15 protein-coding genes are annotated in these 19684 nt (G+C 72.3%); 7 read left to right on the top strand and 8 right to left on the bottom strand.

What is annotated here, in order from left to right:
• Positions 1 to 2211: type I polyketide synthase (locus tag GWI24_RS05720; protein ID WP_210944807.1), on the top strand; the 2211-nt coding region annotated here is incomplete at its 5' end.
• A 37-nt stretch (positions 2212 to 2248) separates the two neighbouring features.
• Here the strand turns inward: GWI24_RS05720 and GWI24_RS05715 are convergent.
• A complete protein-coding gene (locus GWI24_RS05715; protein ID WP_210944806.1) occupies positions 2249 to 2932 on the bottom strand; it encodes a DUF4232 domain-containing protein in 684 nt (227 codons plus the stop codon).
• Positions 2933 to 2989: 57 nt separating this feature from the next.
• Positions 2990 to 4372 (bottom strand): Gfo/Idh/MocA family protein, encoded by a 1383-nt coding sequence (locus GWI24_RS05710; protein WP_210944805.1) that lies wholly within the window; start codon positions 4370 to 4372, stop codon positions 2990 to 2992.
• A 243-nt stretch (positions 4373 to 4615) separates the two neighbouring features.
• Here GWI24_RS05710 and GWI24_RS05705 point away from each other — a divergent pair, with 243 nt between their 5' ends.
• From GWI24_RS05705 to GWI24_RS05695, 3 genes are all read left to right on the top strand, one after another.
• Positions 4616 to 4990 (top strand): hypothetical protein, encoded by a 375-nt coding sequence (locus tag GWI24_RS05705; RefSeq protein WP_210944804.1) that lies wholly within the window; start codon positions 4616 to 4618, stop codon positions 4988 to 4990.
• 246 nt (positions 4991 to 5236) lie between these two features.
• Complete coding sequence (locus tag GWI24_RS05700) at positions 5237 to 7927, top strand: SpoIIE family protein phosphatase/ATP-binding protein (protein WP_210944810.1); 2691 nt, start codon at positions 5237 to 5239, stop codon at positions 7925 to 7927.
• A 107-nt stretch (positions 7928 to 8034) separates the two neighbouring features.
• Positions 8035 to 9906, top strand: coding sequence for a potassium transporter TrkA (locus tag GWI24_RS05695; protein WP_210944803.1), 1872 nt, complete (start codon positions 8035 to 8037; stop codon positions 9904 to 9906).
• A 16-nt stretch (positions 9907 to 9922) separates the two neighbouring features.
• On the opposite strand, the gene GWI24_RS05690 is transcribed toward GWI24_RS05695, so the two are convergent.
• Together GWI24_RS05690 and GWI24_RS05685 are read right to left on the bottom strand one after the other, a co-directional pair.
• Positions 9923 to 10669, bottom strand: a complete 747-nt coding sequence (locus GWI24_RS05690) for a helix-turn-helix transcriptional regulator (RefSeq protein ID WP_210944802.1) — start codon at positions 10667 to 10669, stop codon at positions 9923 to 9925.
• Between the two features lie 61 nt (positions 10670 to 10730).
• A complete protein-coding gene (locus tag GWI24_RS05685; protein WP_210944801.1) occupies positions 10731 to 11519 on the bottom strand; it encodes an SDR family NAD(P)-dependent oxidoreductase in 789 nt (262 codons plus the stop codon).
• Positions 11520 to 11693: 174 nt separating this feature from the next.
• On the opposite strand from GWI24_RS05685, the gene GWI24_RS05680 reads away from it, so the two are divergent.
• Positions 11694 to 12908, top strand: coding sequence for a DUF4032 domain-containing protein (locus GWI24_RS05680; RefSeq protein WP_210944800.1), 1215 nt, complete (start codon positions 11694 to 11696; stop codon positions 12906 to 12908).
• Positions 12909 to 13047: 139 nt separating this feature from the next.
• On the opposite strand, the gene GWI24_RS05675 is transcribed toward GWI24_RS05680, so the two are convergent.
• The 4 genes from GWI24_RS05675 to GWI24_RS05660 form a co-directional block, all read right to left on the bottom strand.
• Complete coding sequence (locus GWI24_RS05675) at positions 13048 to 14202, bottom strand: hypothetical protein (protein ID WP_210944799.1); 1155 nt, start codon at positions 14200 to 14202, stop codon at positions 13048 to 13050.
• 502 nt (positions 14203 to 14704) lie between these two features.
• Entirely contained in the window at positions 14705 to 15460 is a 756-nt protein-coding gene (locus GWI24_RS05670; protein WP_210944798.1) for a thioesterase II family protein, read from the bottom strand.
• 161 nt (positions 15461 to 15621) lie between these two features.
• A complete protein-coding gene (locus GWI24_RS05665; protein ID WP_210944797.1) occupies positions 15622 to 16455 on the bottom strand; it encodes a RimK family alpha-L-glutamate ligase in 834 nt (277 codons plus the stop codon).
• The gene (locus tag GWI24_RS05660) at positions 16452 to 17381 is read right to left on the bottom strand and encodes a RimK family alpha-L-glutamate ligase (protein ID WP_210944796.1); all 930 of its coding nucleotides are present in this window, start codon (positions 17379 to 17381) and stop codon (positions 16452 to 16454) included. Before GWI24_RS05660 ends, GWI24_RS05665 begins: the two co-directional genes overlap by 4 nt.
• A gap of 190 nt (positions 17382 to 17571) precedes the next feature.
• On the opposite strand from GWI24_RS05660, the gene GWI24_RS05655 reads away from it, so the two are divergent.
• Together GWI24_RS05655 and GWI24_RS05650 are read left to right on the top strand one after the other, a co-directional pair.
• Positions 17572 to 18708, top strand: a complete 1137-nt coding sequence (locus tag GWI24_RS05655) for a PfkB family carbohydrate kinase (RefSeq protein ID WP_210944795.1) — start codon at positions 17572 to 17574, stop codon at positions 18706 to 18708.
• The gene (locus tag GWI24_RS05650) at positions 18705 to 19640 is read left to right on the top strand and encodes a pseudouridine-5'-phosphate glycosidase (protein WP_210944794.1); all 936 of its coding nucleotides are present in this window, start codon (positions 18705 to 18707) and stop codon (positions 19638 to 19640) included. The genes GWI24_RS05655 and GWI24_RS05650 overlap by 4 nt, the downstream gene beginning before the upstream one ends.
• Positions 19641 to 19684 lie beyond the last annotated feature (44 nt).

The following is a 19684-nucleotide window of genomic DNA, read 5'->3' as shown; positions in this document are numbered from 1 at the left end:
GCCCGCTACACCGCCGAACTGGACCACGCGCCCCTCACCGACACCGAGCGCACCACCGCCGCCGCCCGCACCGTGCGCTGCGGCACCGACGGCTTCCGGCTGCGCGCCGGCCGCCTCGGCGACCTCGGCAGCCTGGAGCTCACCACCACCCCCCGCCGCCCGCCCGGACCCGGTGAGGTGGAACTGCGGGTGCTCGCCGCGGGGCTGAACTTCCGTGACGTCCTCACCGCCATGGGGCTGCTCCCCGGCGACGAGGACATCCGCTACCGGCTCGGCTTCGAATGCGCGGCCGAGGTGAGCGCGGTGGGGCCCGGCGTCGACCACCTCCGCGCCGGTGACCGGGTGGTGGCCGCCGATGTGCACGGCGGCGCCTTCGGCTCCTTCACCGTCGTCCCCGCCGACCGCACCGCGCCCCTCCCCGAGGGCCTCGCCCCGCACACCGCCGCCGGGCTGCCGATCGCGTTCCTCACCGCCTGGTACGCGCTGCGCCACATCGGCCGGGTGAGCGCGGGGGAGCGGGTGCTGATCCACTCGGCCACCGGCGGCACCGGACTCGCCGCCATCGCGGTCGCCTGGCTGCTGGGCGCCGAGGTGCTGGCCACGGCGGGCAGCGAGGAGAAGCGGCGCTTCCTGCGGGGGATGGGCATCGCCCGGGTGATGGACTCCCGGTCGCTGGACTTCCGCGACGAGGTCATGGAGGCCACCGGAGGCGAGGGCGTCGACGTGGTGCTCAACTCCCTCTCCGGGGCCGCCATCCGGGCCGGGCTCGAGTGTCTGCGCCCCTTCGGCCGCTTCGTCGAACTCGGCGTCCGCGACATCCTCTCCGACGCCCCGCTCGGGCTCGCCCCGCTGCGCCACAACATCACCTTCTCCACCGTGGACCTCAGGGAGCTCCAGCTGGACCGCCCGCGGGAGTACGCGGCGATGCTGCGCGAGGTGCTCACCGCGATCGGCGAGGGCCGTCTCAAGCCACTGCGCTGCACCACCTATCCGCTGGCCGAGGTCACCGACGCGTTCCGGCAGATGGCCGGCGCCCGCCACATCGGCAAACTGGTGCTCACCATCCCGCAGGAGGGCCAGGTCGACGCGGTGCTTCCCGACGGACCGCTCACGGTGCGGGACGGCGGGACGTACATCGTCACCGGCGGTCTGCGCGGTCTCGGACTCGCCACCGCCTGCTGGCTGGCCCGGCAGGGCGCGGGTCACCTGGTGCTCAACGGACGGACCGCACCGGTCGGCGCCGCCGCGCGGACGCTCGCCGAACTCTCCGCCACCGGCACCAGGATCACCGTCGTCACCGGCGACATCGCCCGCCCGGGCACGGCCGAGCGGCTGATGGCCGCCGCCACCGCCGACGAGGGGGCGTCCCCGCACGGCGTCGTCCACTCCGCGATGGTTCTCGACGACGCGGCCGTGGCCAACATCCGCGAGGACCAGCTGCGCCGCGTATGGGCGCCGAAGGCCACCGGGGCGTGGCGGCTGCACCAGGCCACCGAGGGGCACCGGCTCGACTGGTTCGCGGTGTACTCCTCCATGGCCTCCCTGCTGGGCAACGCCGGACAGGGCGCCTACGCGGCCGCCAACGCCTGGCTGGACGGCTTCGCCGCCTGGCGCTCGGCGCGCGGCCTGCCCACCCTCGCGGTCAACTGGGGCCCGTGGGGCGAGACCGGAGTGGCCACCGGCTTCGCCGACCGCGGCTACCAGACGATCCCCACCGACGAGGGGCTCCGCGCCCTCGGCGCCCTGCTGGCCCATCGGCGGGTGCAGACCGGGGTGATACCCGGCGAACCGGCCACCTGGATACCCGCCACCGGCCGCCGGTCCTCCCTCTTCGCCCCGCTGCTCCCCGGCGACGACACCCCGGCGGCCGCCCGCGAGAGCACCGACGACATCCGCACCCGGCTGGCCGCCCTCCCCGCCGGTCCGGCCCGCCGCACCGCATTGGAGTCCTATCTCAGCGACCACATCCGAGCCGTGCTGCGGCTCAGCAGCGCCACCCTCGATCCGCGGACCCCGCTCAAGTCACTGGGCTTCGACTCGCTGCTCGCCATGGAGCTGAGGGTGCGGCTGGAGACGGGGCTGAGCATCAAGCTCGCGGGCAACTTCGTCTGGCGGCATCCGACCGTGGAGGCCCTGGCCGCCGGGCTCGCCCAGCAGCTGGAGCTCGATCCGGCCGACCGGCCGGAGGAGCGGCTGGGCGCCCCGGGCTGACGGGGCCGCGGGACCGTACGGCGCCACCGGCGGGCGGCTACGGACGGGCGTCCGGGCGCTCCGGGGAATCCGGGGCCGGGCGGGCCCAGGCGCTCACGCCCAGCTTGCCGGTGGTGCCCAGGTCGACATGGTCGGGCACGGTCTGCGCGTCCGTCCCGCCGCCGTTCGGCGCGATCTTCAGATAGCGCCCGTCGGCGGCGGGGCGCGTCACCTCCGTCACCAGATTCCGCCACGCGAGCCGCGCCACCGCCCGTTCACCGGGCTTCAGCCGCACCGGCCCGGTGGCCGTCTCGAAGCCGTCGAGAGTGGCGATGGCCGAGGCCCCGTGGCTGACCGTGACCTCCAGCGGCTCCAGGTCCTCGTCCAGCACCTGGACGGACGGATGGCCGCTCACCGTATAGGCGCGCGTGCCGCAGTTCACCAGCTCGATCTGCTGCACCCGCAGCCCCATCGCCGCGTCGGCCTCCGCGGCCCGCAGCAGCACCCCCGAGTCGGGGCAGGCCGCAGGGGCGGTGGGGGCGGTGGCGTCCGGCGAGACGGTGGGGCCCGCCGGGCGGGACGTGGCCTCGTCGGGCACCGCGGCCACTCCCGACGAGGACTGCGTACCGCACGCGGTGAGCAGACCGGCCGCCGCGAGCGCGCCGAGCAGCCGTCTTCGGCGGTGCCGGGGGGCGCTCCGGAAATGGGGCGCCGGGGATGTTCCGACCGTATCCGTGTCCATGCGGCTCATCCTGCCCCAACGGCGGGCGGGATGAGCCGTGTTGGACCGGACGCCCGGTTACGGGGTCACGACGTCCGCCGTGGCCACCGGCCTTCCGCTGACGAACGACTGGTTGGCCGCGAGCCCGGTGACCAGCGCGAGCGCCCCGTCCTCCTCGGTGGCCCGCCGACGGGAGGCGTCCGAGGCGTCCACGGCCGCCGCCGCTTCGGTGGCGGCCGCCGGATCCACCGGGCCGTCCGCCGGATCCACCGGGCCGTAGAGCACATCGAGCATCCGCTCGTCCCCGCCGCCGTGCCCCGCGTGGTCGAACGCCGGCAGCTCCACCTCCCGCGGCGGCTCCCACAGCGGCCGCAGCACCAGCCGCGGACCGCCCGCGTTGGCCAGTGCCTGATCGCCGTGGATGGTGCCGCGGCCGGAGGCGGTGCCCAGCAGCGGCGGCTGCCACGCGCTCTCCTCGACCTCCAGCTCCAGCCGGCCCCGGGTGCCGTTGAACATCACCCGGTAGCCCTCCCAGGGGGAGTAGGCGGTCAGGTGGTACGTCATGGTGGCGCCGGTGTCATAGCGGACCAGCAGCGCCATGTCGTCCTCGATGGTGATGTTGTCGCCGAACACATTGCGGTCGCGGTGGTAGCCGTCCGCGCCCTCGGCGTCCAGGTACAGCGAGCGCATCGCGTCGTTCTCGGCGAGCTCCAGCGCGAACGGGTCGTCCCTGGCGGCGGCGGCGCCATGGGCCCGCTCGTACTCGCGCCGGTAGCCGCTGCGCTCGCCCGCCGCACGGCCGTAGAAGCCGAGCCGGCCGTAGCCGAACACCTCCTCCGGCCGGGCCCCCAGCCACCAGTTGACCAGGTCGAAGTGGTGGCTGGACTTGTGCACCATCAGCCCGCCGCTGTGCTCCTTCTCGCGGTGCCAGCGGCGGAAGTAGTCGGCGCCGTGCCGGGTGTCCAGCAGCCACTCGAAGTGCACCGACAGCACCTCGCCGATGGCGCCACCGGACAGCTGCCGGTGGACCTCCTCGTGCACCGGGTTGAAGCGGTAGTTGAAGGCGACCGCCAGATGGTTGCCGGTCTCCCGGACCGTCTCCAGGATGCGGCGGCACTTGGCCGCGTCGGTGGTCATCGGCTTCTCGGTGACCACCCGGCAGCCGGTTCGCAGCGCGGGCACGATGTACGCGTCGTGCGACGCGTCCACGCAGGTAACCACCACCTCCTGGATATCGTCCGTGCGCAGCCGCCGCTCGAACTCCGCCGGGCTCCAGGCGGCCGCCTCCGGCTCGCCCGCCTCCTTCAGCAGCCGCTGGTGATGGGCGATGCGCACGGGGTTCGGATCGCACAGCGCGGCGACCCTCAGCCGTGGGCGGCGGGCAAGTGCCTCGGTGAACATCTGGGCCCGGGAGCCGGTGCCCACCACCACGGCCCGGGACGGGGTGCTGCCGACGGTCATGCGTCCTCCAGCGGAAGCAAACGATTCAATCCGAAGTCGATCAACGCCTGCGCAGGATAGGACGATCGGCGGCCCGCCACCACGGGGAGTGCCGCACGACGCCGGGGGCGGCCGCGCGCGGGGGTGCGCCGGCGGACCCTGTGCAAGGATGAAACGTGTGGACATGACCTCCAGGGTCCCGGCGCGGTGGACGTTTCCGGCCGGTGCCGGCGCCCCTCACAGGTCCCGGAAGGGCGACGGGCCATGACCGATATCCAGGAGTCGCTGCGCGAGATGATGGAGTGCGAGGGCGCACTCGCGGCCTCGCTCGTCGACTACCTGAGCCGGATCAGCCTGGGCGCCGCCCAGACCCCGCAGGGACCGGACCTGGAGAAGGTGGCCTACGGGGACACGGATGTGCTGCGGGCCAAGCTGTCCACTCTGGAGTTGCTCGGCTACAGTGCGGAGCGCCTCGAGGACATCGTCGTCACGCTGGACACCGAGTACCACGTGATCCGTCCGCTCAGCCAGCGCGCCAGCCAGGGGGTCTTCCTCTATCTGGTGGCCGACCGGGCGCGGGCGGATCTGGACAGCACGAGGGCCACGATGCGCGATGTGGCCCTCCGGCTCGATGTGTGACCGTGTCCCCTCGCCCCGACGGGGCCGGTGACGCCTGCCGATGGGCCATGGTGAGCGATGCGTGGCCGAGGTGCCACATATCGTGCCGATGCGTATCGCGGATCGGGACGGCCGGGGATCGTGCGCCACGAGGCTTCCCGATCGGAGGGGAATAAATGGTAGGAAGGGGGCGTGGTCGGAGTTTTCGGTCAACCTAGGCTTGCCCCACACACCCCCTCCCGGACGCGTCTCCGCTCGCTCCTGAGCCTGCGCAGCTTGAGCGTGCGCAGCATCGCCGGGCAGGTTTTCGCTGTCCAAGTGCTGCTCGTGTGCCTGCTCATCGTGGCGGCCACGACGGCGCTCATCCTCCAGGCCCGTATCGACAGCGAGCAGGAGGCCCTCAACCGCGCCACCGCCGTCGCCCAGACCTTCGCCACCTCCCCGGGCACCGCGTCCGCGATGCGCACCGAGAATCCGACCGCCCTCCTCCAGCCACGGGCCGAGGAGACACGCAAGCGGGCGCATCTGGACTTCGTGGTGGTGGCGAACACCCACGGCATCCGCTACACCCACCCCAAGCCGCAGTACATCGGCAAGACGCTGGTGGCCGACTGGCGGCCCGTGGTGAAGGGCAAGATCGTCACCGAGTCCGTACAGGGGCCCCTCGGCCGGGAGGTCCAGACCACCGTCCCGATCCCCAAGGGCGACGGCACCGTGGCCGGTGTGGTGTGCGCCGGGATGACCGCCGCCGATGTGAGCGGCCGGGTCGAGCGCCAGCTGCCGCTGGTCTTCGGCTCCGCCGCCGGTGCGCTCGCGCTCGCCACCGGCGGGACCGCGCTGGTCGGCGGGCGGCTGCGGCGGCAGACGCGAGGGCTCGGCCCCGCCCAGATGACCCGCATGTACGAGCACCACGACGCCGTTCTGCACTCCGTGAAGGAAGGCGTGCTCATCGTCGACAGCCACGGCCGTCTGGTCCTCGCCAACGACGAGGCCGGCCGGCTGCTCGACCTGCCCCCGGACGCCGAGGGCCGCCCCGTCACCGAGCTCGGCATCGAGCCGCGCACCGCCGAGCTGCTCGCCTCGGGCCGGGTCGCCACCGACGAGGTGCATCTGGCCGGGGAGCGGCTGCTGGCCGTCAACCAGCGCCACACCCGGTGGGACGGCGGGATGTCCGGAAGCGTCGCCACGCTCCGCGACTCCACCGAACTGCGCGCGCTGTCCGGCAAGGCCGAAGTGGCGGAGCGGCGGCTGAGGCTGCTCTACGAGGCCGGCGCGAAGGTCGGCACCACCCTCGATGTCGTACGGACCGCCGAGGAGCTGACCCGCTTCGCCGTCCCGTGGTTCGCCGACTTCGCCACCGTCGACCTCGTGGACCCCGTGCTGCGCGGCGACGAGCCCGTGGGCAGCGCCATGCGCCGCACCGCGACCTGCGGCGTCCGGTCCGACCATCCGCTGTGGCGGGTCGGCAAGATGATCACCTACAGCGGCACCGCGCCCCAGGCACTGGGCTTCGGCGCCGGCCGGCCGGTGCTCGAGGCGGATCTGCGCACCTACGAGGGATGGCAGGAGCAGGATCGCGAGCAGGCGACCAAGATCGTCAAGTATGGCATCCACTCGATGATCACCATCCCGCTGCGGGCACGGGACGTCACCCTGGGCATCGCCACCTTCTGGCGCTCGGAGAAGTCCGAACCGTTCGACGAGGACGACGTGGCGCTCACCGAGGAGCTGGTCGCGCGCGCCGCGGTCGCCATCGACAACGCCCGCCGCTACACCCGCGAACACGCGATGGCGGCCACTCTGCAGCGCAGCCTGCTGCCCCAGGGCCTGCCCGAGCAGGACGCCATGGAGGTGGCCCACCGCTATCTGCCCGCCCGGGCCGGAGTCGGTGGTGACTGGTTCGACGTCATCCCCCTGCCCGGCGCCCGGGTCGCGCTCGTCGTCGGCGATGTCGTCGGCCACGGACTGCACGCCGCCGCCACCATGGGCCGGCTGCGCACCGCCGTGCACAACTTCTCCGCGCTCGACCTGCCGCCCGATGAACTGCTGGCCCATCTCGACGAGCTGGTCAGCCGGTTCGACCAGGACCAGGCCGCCGCGGGCACCGACGCGCCGGGGATCAGCGGCGCCAGCTGCCTGTACGCCATCTACGACCCGGTCTCCGGCCGCTGCACGATGGCGGGCGCCGGCCACCCGGGCCCGGCGGTGGTCCTCCCCGACTCCTCCGTGACCTTCCCCGACGTCCCCCTCGGCCCACCGCTGGGCCTGGGTGGCGAGCCCATCGAGACCGTCGAGCTGGAGCTGCCCGAGGGCAGCCGGCTGGCGCTGTTCACCGACGGGCTGATCCGGGACCGCGGCCGGGACTTCGACGAGGGGCTCGGCGTCCTGCGCACCACGCTCGCCGGACTGCCCGAGCGCACTCCGGAGGAGACCTGCCAGGCCGTCTTCGACACCATGGCGTCCTCCCACCCCGGCGACGACATCGCCCTCCTCGTGGCCCGCACCCATCTGCTGGACCCCGGGCACGTCGCCGAATGGGAGCTGCCCTCCGACCCCGCCGCGGTGGCCCGCATCCGCAACGAGGCCGCCGGGCAACTGAGCGCATGGGGGCTGGAGGAGGTCGGCTTCACCACCGAACTCATCCTCAGCGAGCTGATGACCAACGCCATCCGCTACGGATGCCGCCCCAGCCGCGTCCGGTTGCTGCGCGCCCGCACCCTCATCTGCGAGGTGGCGGACGGCTCCAGCACCTCCCCGCATCTGCGCCGCGCCGCCACCACCGACGAAGGCGGCCGAGGGCTCTTCCTCGTGGCCCAGTACGCCCAGCGCTGGGGGACCCGCTACACCCCCAACGGCAAGATCATCTGGGCCGAGCAGCCCCTGACCGCCCCGGTGTCACCGCCGGGCGAATACACGGGCGACGACCTCCTCGACCAGTGGGCCGACATCCCCGGCTGACCCCGATTGGCGCCGAAGCACCGTCAGACGACACCCTCATGGCGTAAAGCGCCGCTCACCACGGGCCGTTGGGCCCGGCGGCGCGATGGGCTATGGAGGAATACGGCATGCGCAAGAGGCTGCGGGAGCGGCTGCGGTACTGGTTCGACGGGACGATGGACCGTGGCACCCCGGCGCTGATCGGCTGGCTGGGGCTGGCCTCATTGGCGTTGATCACCCTGGTCTCCGGGGCGGCGGTCGCCTTCGCCCACAAGGACACCAAGGAGAACGGCGGCTGGCTGGGCATCGTCTGGATGAGCCTGCTGCGCACCCTCGACCCGGGCACGATGGGCGGGGACAGCGGCCGGCCGCTGTTCCTCATCCTCATGCTCACGGTGACCATCGGCGGAATCTTCATCGTCAGCGCGCTGATCGGTGTGATGACCACCGGCCTGGAGACCCGGATCCAGCAGCTGCGCAAGGGCACCTCACGGCTGATCGAGCACCACCACACCATTGTGCTGGGCTGGTCGGAGCAGGTCTTCACGGTGATAGCGGAGCTGGTGGAGGCCAATCAGAGCGAGCGGCGCTCCTGTGTGGTGATCCTCGCCGACCGGGACAAGGTCGACATGGAGGACGAGATCCGGCGCCGCATCCCGGACACCGGGAAGACCCGGGTGGTCTGCCGCTCCGGCAATCCGCTCCAGCGCGGCGACCTGGAGCTGGTGAGCCCGGACAGCGCCAAGGCCATCATGGTGCTCTCGCCCATCGGGGACGACAGCGACATCGACGTCATCAAGTCGCTGTTGCTGCTGAACAGCCGCACCTGGACCGGGACCCGGCCCAATGTGGTGGCCGCCGTGCAGAGTTCGGCGAACCTGGCGGCCGCCCGGCTGGCCGCGGGGGACACCGCGCTGGTGATCGACGCCGATGACATCGCGGTCGGGCTGATCGTGCAGTCCCACCGCCAGTCCGGTCTCTCCACCGTCTTCAACGAACTGCTCAGCTTCGTCGGCAATGAGATCTACCCCTGGGACGAGCCCGCACTGGCCGGCGCCACCTACGGGGAGTCGCTGAACGCCTTCGAGTTCGGTGTGCCCATCGGCGTGCACCGCGCGAATGGCGAGGCGCTGGTCAACCCGCCCATGGACACCGTGATGGGGCGCGGGGACCGGCTGCTGATGGTCGCGGAGGACGATCTGCTCATCAAGGCCGCGGCCACCCGGCCCCGGATCGTGCGCCAGGCGATGGCCATGGCCGAGTTCCAGCCGCCGGTGCCGGACCGGACGCTGCTGATCGGCTGGAACTCCCGCGCGGAGAAGATCATCGCGCAGCTCGACCTCCTGGTGAAACCCGGGTCGGTGGTGGACATCGCCGCCGCGCGCCCGCCCCGGGAGGAGGCGAACCGGGAACTGAAGAACCTCACCGTCGGCTTCAAGTACTGCGAACCCACCCGCCGTCCGTCGCTGGAGGCGCTCGGGCTGGACGGCTACCGCCACATCGTGGTGCTGACGGACGACGGCATCGACCCCGGACGCGCCGACGACCGCACCCTGGTCACCCTGCTCCATCTGCGCGACATCGAGATCCAGCTCGGCGATCCGTACTCCATCGTCACCGAGATGCACGACGACGCCAACCGCGAGGTCGCGCAGGTCACCAAGGCCGACGACTTCATCGTCAGCACCAAGGTGATCAGCCTGCTGCTGACCCAGCTCACCGAGAACCGCCATCTGTACGCGGTCTTCGCCGACCTCTTCGACCCGCAAGGGTCCGAGATCTACCTCAAACCGGCGCCCAGCTATCTGATACCGGGCGCGGAGGCCAACTTCGCCACCGTCATCGAGGCCGCCCGCCAGCGCGGCGAGACGGCCATCGGCTACCGGCTGGCCCGGCACAGCGACGAGCCACCGCTCTACGGAGTCCACCTCAACCCGTCCAAGACGGCGCCGCTGACCCTGGAGGAGGGCGATACGGTCGTGGTCCTGGCCGAGGACTGAACGCGGGCGCGGGGCGTCAGCCGAGCGCGCGATGGGCGCCTGGGGTGTGGCCGAAGGCCCGGCGGAAGACATCGATGAAGGCGCTGCTGGACGCCCAGCCGCAGCGATGCGCCACGGCCGTGACCGGGACGCCCTCGGCCAGCAGCCGCAGGGCGTGGTGCAGCCGCAGCTGGGTGCGCCACTGCGGGAAGGTCATCCCCAGCTCCGCCCCGCACAGCCGGGTCAGGGTGCGCTCGCCGACCCCGACCGCGGCGCCCAGCTGCCGCAGGGTCCGGTTGTCCGCCGGGTCGTCGTGGAGGAGCGCGCAGACCGCCGCCAGGCGCGGATCCCTGGCGGCGGGCACGTGTACCGGCTGCTCGGCACAGTGGCGGAGCTGATCGAGCAGTACGGCCCGCAGCCGGCGGCGTTCGGCGCCGAGGTCCGCCGGCCGCGCGGTGTACTCGATGATCAGCTCGCGCAGCAGCGGGCCGACGCCGAGGACCGCGGGCTGCTCCAGCCGCAGCGGGTTGTCCGCCACCGACAGCCCCACCAGATGGAGGTCGGTGGCGCCGTACGCGCGATGCTCATGGACGGTCCCGGCCGGGATCCAGAGCGCCCGGTTGGCGGGTGCGATCCAGCTGCCCGCGTCGGTGGTGACCGCCAGCACCCCGCGCCCGGCGTAGACGATCTGGTGCTCGTCATGCCGGTGCGCGTCGATGCCACCACCGGCGGGCAGCGGGCGCTGGCCCGTCGTCGCCTGGGGCGCGTGGCGGATTCTCTCCATCGCGACCTCATGGTATCGGCCACTGGAGCCGGTGGCCGGGGCGTGGATTCCGCCACGGCCGTCAGCGGACGGCCAGTGCGCCGTCCACATTGGCGCCGTCCACGTTCATGATGGTGCCGGTGGTCCACCCGGCTCCGGGGGAGGCGAGGAAGGCCGCCGCGGCGGCCACCTCATGGGGTTCGCCGGCCCGGCCCAGCGGATGGCCGTCCGGGGCGTGACCGGCTCCGTACCGCTCCCCGGCGCTCATCGCGACCAAGCGGTCCCGTTCACACGCCGGGGCGGGTACGGCGCCGGGGGCGATGCCGCCCACCCGGACTCCGGAGGGGCCCAGTTCATTGGCGAGCGCCCGGGTCATCGCGTTGATGGCGCCACGCGTGGCGGAGTAGGCCGCGGACGGGCGGTCGGCGGACGCCGTGTGGGCCCAGTAGCTGCTGATGTTGATGATGCTGCCGCGCCCCTCGATGAGCGCGGGCAGCAGCGCCTGGGCGAGCAGGAAGGGCACCCGGACATTGTGGTGCAGCATGGCGTCGAAGGAGTCGGCCGAGGTCTGGGCGAGCGGGCTGAAGTGTGCCGTGCCCGCGTTGTTGACCAGGGTGTCCACCCGCTCGGTGAGCGCGAGCACCTCACGCGCGGCGGCGGTCGCGGCGCCGGGGTCGGCCAGGTCCACGCGGAGTCCGCGTACGGTGGTGCCGTGTCCGGCCAGGGTGTGGCGGGCCCGCTCCAGCTTGTCCCCGTCATGGGCGAGCAGCACCAAGTCGGCGCCCTCCACCGCGAAGGCGTCCGCGATGGCGTAGCCGAGGCCGTCGCTGGCTCCTGTGATCACCGCGGTGGTGCCGGCGAGGTGGCTCATGCACGGGCTCCCTTCGAGGTGTCGGTACTGTAGCGGCGGCCTCCCTGAGCGGACAGATCTTGTCCGATTGGATCTTCAGCGTATGTATCCGGACAGATTCTGTCCATTTGATCGTGCGTCGGGTCGCCGTACGACCGGCTCCGATGACACTTCCGTACCGCACACTGGGGTGTCATGGAGCTGCAGATCACCGCCACATCGCCCGAGCATCCGGCGTCCCTGCTCGATCTGCCGTGGAACATCCCGCTGGAGGAGTGGCCGGAGGAGCACCTGGTCGCCCTGCCCCGGGGCATCTCCCGCCATGTCGTGCGCTTCGCGCGGGCGGGCGGCGAGATCGTGGCGGTCAAGGAGGTCGGCGAGTGGGCGGCGGTGCGGGAGTACGGGCTGCTGCGCGATCTGGACCGGCTCGCGGTCCCCGCGGTGGACGCGCTCGCGGTGGTGACCGGGCGCACCGACGAGCACGGCGATCCGCTGGAACCGGCGCTGATCACCCGCCATCTGGTGGGGTCGCAGCCGTACCGGTCGATGTTCCAGACGACCATGCGGCCCAGCACCATCAGACGGCTGCTCGACGCGCTCGCCGTGCTGCTGGTGCGGTTGCACCTGGCCGGGTTCGCCTGGGGTGACTGCTCGCTGTCCAACACCCTCTTCCGGCGCGACGCGGGCGCGTACGCCGCCTATCTGGTGGACGCCGAGACCGGGCAGATCCAGCCGAGGCTCACCAGCGGACAGCGCGAGTACGACGTCGAGGTGGCGCGGGTGAACATCGCGGGCGAGCTGATGGACCTGGAGGCCAGCGGCTCCCTGCACCCCTCGGTCGACCCGGTGCTCTTCGGCCAGGCCATCGTCGAGCGCTACTGCGACCTGTGGCATGAGCTGACCCGTCAGTCGGTCTATCCGCTCGCCCAGCGCCACGCCATCGACCAGCGCGTCCGGCGCCTGAACGACCTCGGGTTCGACGTGGCGGAGATGCAGATCGAGCGCTCACCCGACGGCGACGCCGTCACCTTCGTGCCCAAGGTCGTGGACGCGGGCCACCACCAGCGGCAGTTGCTGCGGCTGACCGGGCTCGACGCGGAGGAGAACCAGGCCCGCAGCCTCCTGAACGACCTGGAAGCCTGGATGGCCACCCAGGACGACTACGCGCCCGGCGATCCGCTCGGCGCCCGCCCGGAGGTACTCGCCCACCGGTGGGTCCGCGATGTCTTCCGGCCCACCGTGCGGGCCGTGCCGAAAGATCTGCGCGGTGCCACCGACACCGCGCAGATCTACTATGAACTGCTGGAACACCGCTGGCTGTTGTCCGAGCGGGCCGGCCGGGACGTGGGCCTGGACGCCACCGTCGAGGACTACATACGGACCGTCCTGGCGGACCGGCCGCACGGCTGACCGCCCCGCGCCCCGGGCTCGGCCACCTCGGACCGGCCGGGCCGCCGTGGGTCCCGCGGCGCCGCCCGCACACCTCTGCCAGGCCCGGTCCGCCGAAGGTCCACCGCCGCCCATCGTGGCCGCCCCGGGGCGGGGCGGGCTATCCCGCGGCGGCTGGCCGCGGCGGGAGCTCGAAGCGCAGCAGGGCCCCGGTCAGATGGGTGCGCAGCTCCGTCTCCGGCTCGATATGGCGGATCTCGCCCCCGTCGTCGATGACGGTTTCGGCCAGCGCGTCGATGATGTCGGGGACCTCGCGCAGCGGATCGCCGCACAGCGGACAGCTCTCGCCCGAGCGCGCGAGGAGCCCGTCCCGGTCACAGACGACCCCGGGGGCGGCCGCCTCCTCGTCCGCCGCCAGTGTGCCGACCGCGGCCAGCGACGCCGCCCACAGCGTCTCGTCCAGCCCCACGGCGCTCGGCGGCCGCCCGGCAGCGTTGGCCTCCAGGATGTCGCCCACGAGCTGCCGTTGTTCCTGGTGGGCGTGGTCGGAGACGATCTTCTGCACCCGGTTCCTGATGTCCGCGGGGGTCGCGGTCTCACGGTCGACGGTGAAGTCGCCGATCAGCCGCTCCCGCAGGTCACGGGGGAGGAACTGAAGGAAATTCGGCACCTCGTAGGAGTGCCCGCCGACCACGAGCACATCGAAGGCCCGCCTCCCGAACAGCTGCTTGAGCTCGCCGATGAGCTTCCGGAAGTGGCGTTTGCTCAGCTCATCGGCCTTGTTGCGGACCCTGTCCTCGGCGAGCCCCGCAGCGTAGTCGGGCTTGCGCAGCGTACGGTCGCGGATCTCCTCCAGCTCCCGGGCCTGGTCGAGGTAGTGCTCCCAGATCTGGCCGGTCCCCCGGTCCACGATGACGGCGCAGGCGCGGTCGTACTCATCCAGCACGGCCAGCATGGGGCGGACATACGGATCGGAGTCCACCACGATGCGCTCGCGGGTGGGGCGTGGCAGCCACACCTCCTCGTACACATCCTTGCCGCTGCAGGCGAAGACGGCGACGGCGCCGGGCTGGTGCGGCTCGAAGGCCAGCGACTTCTCCAGCTTCGCGATGTCCTCGCGGAGCGAGAGCCGCGCGGCGTGATCGAGCGAGCTGTCCAGTGAGAGCGGCCGGATGCCGTCCAGCAGACTGGCCACCCGGGTCATGAATGTGCTGCGGCCGGGCTGCTCGGGCAGCACGGGGACGTAGAGGGACACACACGGAAGACCGTTCCCGCTCAACCGCAGGACCCGGTCGACCTGCTCTTGCGTGATCATGGCCGCTCCTCGCCGCGACGGTGAGCCTCACTGCGCCTCATTCCAGGTAACGCGGTGGTCGCGGGAGAGGCAAACGCAACCCGGGGATCGACTCGCAACCGAGTTCAGGTTGGGGCTACGCTCGGAGGAATTGGACACGGTGTGACCGCGACCCACCGGGCTTTCCGTCCGAATTGAACTGAACTCACCTCGGCCCCTGTCGGCGACACCATGCTCGGCACGATGGAGCGGACGCTCGAGGACAACACCGCCGCCGTCGCCGGTACGGACGATGTGCGGGAGAACCTCCGCCGGGCCGTGGAGGCGCATATCCGCTGCCACGCCCGGCATCGGCTGGAGGCGTTCGACGGCAACCGCGAGATCGGCAGCCTCGAAGAACCCGGCCAGGAGCGGGGCCGCGCCGCCGTGGCACCTACGAACGCGGGTTCCGCGAACCAGCTACGGCGATATCGCCCCGCGCGTCATCGGGGCGGCCACCGCGTGACCCCGGCCGGGCGGGTGTTCAGGACTTCGAGGTCAGCACGTCCCGGATCGACGCGATCACGCGCGGCGCCTGGTCGTTGAGGTAGAAGTGGCCGCCGGAGTAGACCTGGAGGTCGAAGCCACCGGTGGTGTGCTCGCCCCAGGCGCGGGCCTCCTCCACGGTCGCCTTGGGGTCGTCGTCCCCCACATGCGCGTGGATGGGCGTCGCCAGCTGCGGCCCGGGGGTGTAGCGATAGGTCTCGGCCGCCTTGTAGTCGCTGCGGATCGCGGGCAGCACCATCCGCAGGATCTCGTCGTCGCCGAGGAGTTGGGTGTCGGTGCCGCTCAGGCCCTTCACCTCGGCGATCAACCCGTCGTCGTCGCGGAGGTGGACGGACTCGTCACGGTGGCAGGACGGGGCGCGCCGCCCCGAGGCGAACAGCGCCACCGGCAGCACGCCCTTCTGCTCCAGGCGCAGGGCGACCTCGAAGGCCAGCGTGGCGCCCATGCTGTGGCCGAAAAGCGCCACCGGCTTGTCCGTATAGGGCAGCAGCTCGGGCACCAGCGCGTCGGCCAGTTCGGCGATGTTGTCCATGCACTTCTCGTTGCGCCGGTCCTGGCGCCCCGGGTACTGCACGGCGAGCACATCGACCGTGGGCGAGAGGGCCTTGGAGACGGGGAAGTAGTAGGAGGCGGACCCGCCGGCGTGGGGCAGGCAGACGAGTCGCGTCGCCGCGGTCGGCGCGGGGTGGAACTGCCTGATCCACAGGCTTGTGCCGGTGGGGTTTGCGGTCACGTGATGTCCTTTCGTGGCGCTCGCTCTGCGGCGGCTGTCGGGTGGCTGTCAGGCGCGTGCCTCGGGTCGCGCGCAGACCAGTAGACCACCCTGCCGGTCCCATCCGACCTGCGGCCACCCCTATTTCGGCCGGGAGTCCCCTAGTATTTCCCTCGTGTCGGTCATGTGCGGGAGGCGGTGAGTCCGCCCCGTTCGGCCGTCCGCAGCGCCAGGGCCGCCAGCGCCTCGGGGGCCCCGGCCTGACCGCGGATTCCGGGGAAGGCGTTGATGTCCACGATCAGCGGTGCGCCGCTGCCCGCGTCGATCAGATCCACTCCGTAGACGTCCAGCGAGAACACCGAACCGACCCGGAGCACCGGATCCAGCCAGCCCGGTGGCAGCGCGTCCAGGGCCAGCGGCAGGTTCGGACCGCGGCCGCCGGCCGCCAGCTCCGACCGGCGCAGCGCGGCGAACACCCGGCCCGCGACCACCCACAGCTTGTGGTCCCAGCCGTCGTTCGGGGCGAAGTCCTGCACCACCACGGGCTCATCCGCCCAGTCCGCGGTCAGGGCACGCAGATGTGCGGCATCGTCCACGCGGGCCACCAGGTCATGGCGGCGGCTGTGGCGGCTCTTGACGACGACGGGACGACGGGGCGGCTCCGCCGCCAGTCCGGCGAGGGAGGTCACGGTGCGGGTGGGGGCGAACGGCAGACCGGCGCGGAGCGCCCGTTCGGCCATCGCCGTCCGGTCCTGGCACCGCGCGGTGGCGGTGGCGGAGTTCACCACCGGGGCGCCACGCCGCTCCAGGGACCGGGCGAGCGCCAGCGCGGGCGGTGTCCGGGCCTTCAGCAGATAGACATCGGCGAGTTCGCCGGTGAGGACCGGGTCCCGCGCCCCCGCTCCGTCGTGGCGGCGCGGGTCGAGCGCCACCACCTCATGGCGAGGGGTGAGCAAGGCCGTGGCGTCGGCGAGGAGTTGATGGCCGGGGTCGGCGGTGATCAGGCCGATCCTCATCGGCCGCCGCTCACCGTGGCGGTCATCCGGCAGGTGGCCGTGGGCGGCTCCGGAGCGCGTACCGGCGACTCGGCTCCGGTGAGGGCGCCGACGAGCGCGGACCCGGACCGGCCACCGCCCCCGCGCGCCAACTCCAGTACCGCGCGTCCCACCCGGGCCGCCGCGTCCGGCACCTCCTTGAAGCTGGGGAAGTCGTTCACATCGACGACCACCGGCCCGTCCGGGCCCAGCAGCACATCCACCCCGTACAGATCGAGGCCGTAGACCGCGCCGACCTCGGCGGCGATGGCCGCCACTTCGGCGGACAGCGGTACCCGTCGGCCGCGTGCGCCCCCGTCGGGGCCGAGCGGTGACACCCGCTCGGTGGCGTACAACTCCCCGCCCACGCAGTACACCTTGAGGTCGATGCCCGAATTCGGCACATACGGCTGGGCGATGAGCATGCCCTCCGCCGCCAGCTCGGAGCGCAGCGCCCTCAGCCGGTCCGGGGTCGGCACCAGCCGTACGGCCCGCCCCGAACTGCCGTCCGCGGGCTTGACCACCAGCGGGAACTCGGCCTCCGGTATCTCCTCCAGCGCCTCGGGCCTGGCCGCCGCGTAGGTGGGCGGCATCGGCAGGCCACGGCTGCGCCCGATGGCGGCCGCCAGGGCCTTGTCCCGTACGCCGCGGATGGAGCGGGCGTCGTTGACGGTGGTCAGCCCGACCGCAGCCGCGGCCTCCAGCAGCGTCAGCCCGGGGCCACCGGACACCGTCTTGAGCACCCAGGCGTCATGGCTGCCCGCCCGCACCGCGTCGGACATCCGCATCAGGGAACGACCCGGCCGGACCACATCCACCTGGTGGCCCCAGGCGGAGAGCTGACGGATCACCTCACGCGGCATGCCGTCATGGCGATAGCGCTCCTCCACCAGAAAGCAGAGTCTCATCGGCCTTCTTCCTCGTCACCGGACAGGTTCCCGGGCCGCTGCCGAGAGTGTCCGGCGCGCCATGGCTCCTCAGGATGTCATCCGCCGTTCTTTTACGATCTCCTGGGCCAACCCATGGCCGTCAGTGGCCTGTTCATCGGCCCCTGATGAGGCCTGTTTATCGGGCTAAGTTTGCTTTACTCTGCTGAACATGACGCTGACGCGCAGGGAGCGGGAAATACTCGCGCTGCTGCGGCGGGACCCGCTGGCCGGCGCCCAGTCCATCGCCGACGCCCTCGGGACCACGCGGGCCGCGGTCAATGTGCACCTCTCCAACCTGGGCAAGAAGGGCGCCATCCTGGGGCGCGGCTACATCCTGCGCCAGGAGCACGCGGTGGTGGTGATCGGCGGGGCCAATGTGGACATCAAGGTGCGCAGCCTCGCCCCCGTGGCGTACCGCACCAGCAACCCGGGGCGGTCCCACACCAGCCCCGGCGGGGTGGCCCGCAACATCGCCGAGAACCTCGCCCGGCTGGGCACCCCCACCCATCTCATCGCCGCCGTGGGGCAGGACGCGGCGGGGGAGCGGCTGCTGAGCGACACCCAGGCCGCCGGGGTGCGCATCGAGCATGTGCACCGCGGCCCGCATCCCACCGGCACCTATACGGCGGTGCTCGACGCCGACGGCGATCTGGTGGTGGCCATCGCCGACATGGCCGCCACCGACGCGCTGGCCCCCGAACACCTCCACACCGCGCGGGAACTCATCGGCAACGCCGGTCTGCTGGTGCTGGACGGGAACCTCTCCACGCGGGTGCTCTCCTATGTCCTGGACATCGCCTCGGCCACCGGTGTCCAGACACTGATCGACCCGGTGAGCGTCCCCAAGGCGGCGCTGCTGGCCCCGCTGTTCGCCGCCGGGCGGCCGGTCTTCGCCATTACGCCGAACGTGGCGGAGCTGGGCGCGCTCGCCGGGCGTGACCTCGACGGGGTCACTGACGCGGACGACCCGGAGCTGCTCCGGGCCGTGGCCGTCCTCCATGAGCGCGGGGTGCGGCATGTGTGGGTGCGGCTCGGTGCGCGCGGCTCCCTGCTGAGCACCCTCGACGAGGGCCGGGTGGTGCTGGAAGCGCCACCGGCCGAGGTGCGGGACGTCACCGGGGCCGGTGACGCGATGCTCGGCGCGTTCGCCCACGCCCTGCTCGGTGGCGCCGACCCGGTCGATGCCGCCCGCTACGGCCACGCCGCCGCCGCGCTGACCGTGGCCACCCCCGCCACCGTACGACCCGACCTGACCCCGCGTCTGATCGAGGACGCGCTCGACGCCCCGCTGCGGAGGACCACATGACCACCCCCCACCCCCGGCTGACCCTCACCGAGGAGGTCGCGGAGGCCCTGCTCGACGGCCGTCCCGTGGTCGCGCTGGAGTCCACGATCATCAGCCACGGCATGCCGTATCCGCAGAACGTCGAGATGGCCACCGAGGTCGAGGAGATCATCCGCGCCGAGGGCGCGGTCCCCGCCACCATCGCCGTCCTCCACGGCAGTCCGCGCGCCGGTCTGGAGCGGGCCGATCTGGAACTGCTCGCCACCAGCCCCGAGGTGGGCAAGGTCAGCGTGCGCGACCTCGCCCACGTCATCGCGCGCGGCGGCCATGGCGCGACCACCGTGGCGTCCACCATGCGGCTCGCCGCGCTCGCCGGGATCCGGGTCTTCGTCACCGGTGGCATCGGCGGAGTGCACCGGGGAGCGGAGCGGTCCTTCGACATCAGCGCCGATCTCACCGAGCTCGCCACCACCCCGGTGGCCGTCATCAGCGCCGGGGTCAAGAGCATCCTCGACATCGGGCTGACCCTGGAGAAGCTGGAGACCCTGGGCGTTCCGGTGCTCACCTACGGCACCGACGACTTCCCCGCCTTCTACTCCCGGGTGAGCGGCTTCCGCTCCCCGGGACGCGTCGACTCGCCCGAGGAGATCGCCGCCACCATGCGCGCCCAGTGGGAGCTGGGCATGACGGCGGGGCTGAGCATCGCCAACCCGGTCCCCGAGGCCGAGGAGATCCCCGCCGAGCGGATGGACGGCATCATCGGGCGGGCCCTCGCCGAGATGGCGGAGACGGGGATCAGCGGCAAGGACGCGACCCCGTATCTGCTGGGCCGGATCGTGGAGTTGACGGAGGGGGAGAGCCTGCGGACCAATATCGCCCTGGTCAAGAACAACGCACGGCTCGGGGCGCGGATCGCGATCCACTACGCGGCCGGGGCGACGGGCGGGTCGTAACGCGCCGGCCTCGAGGGCCCGATAATCGATTGCCGCCGGAGGGG

Source organism: Streptomyces sp. MK37H, assembly GCF_018035285.1.
Lineage (GTDB): Bacteria > Actinomycetota > Actinomycetes > Streptomycetales > Streptomycetaceae > Streptomyces > Streptomyces endocoffeicus.
This window is presented reverse-complemented; position numbering and strand designations above follow the sequence as displayed.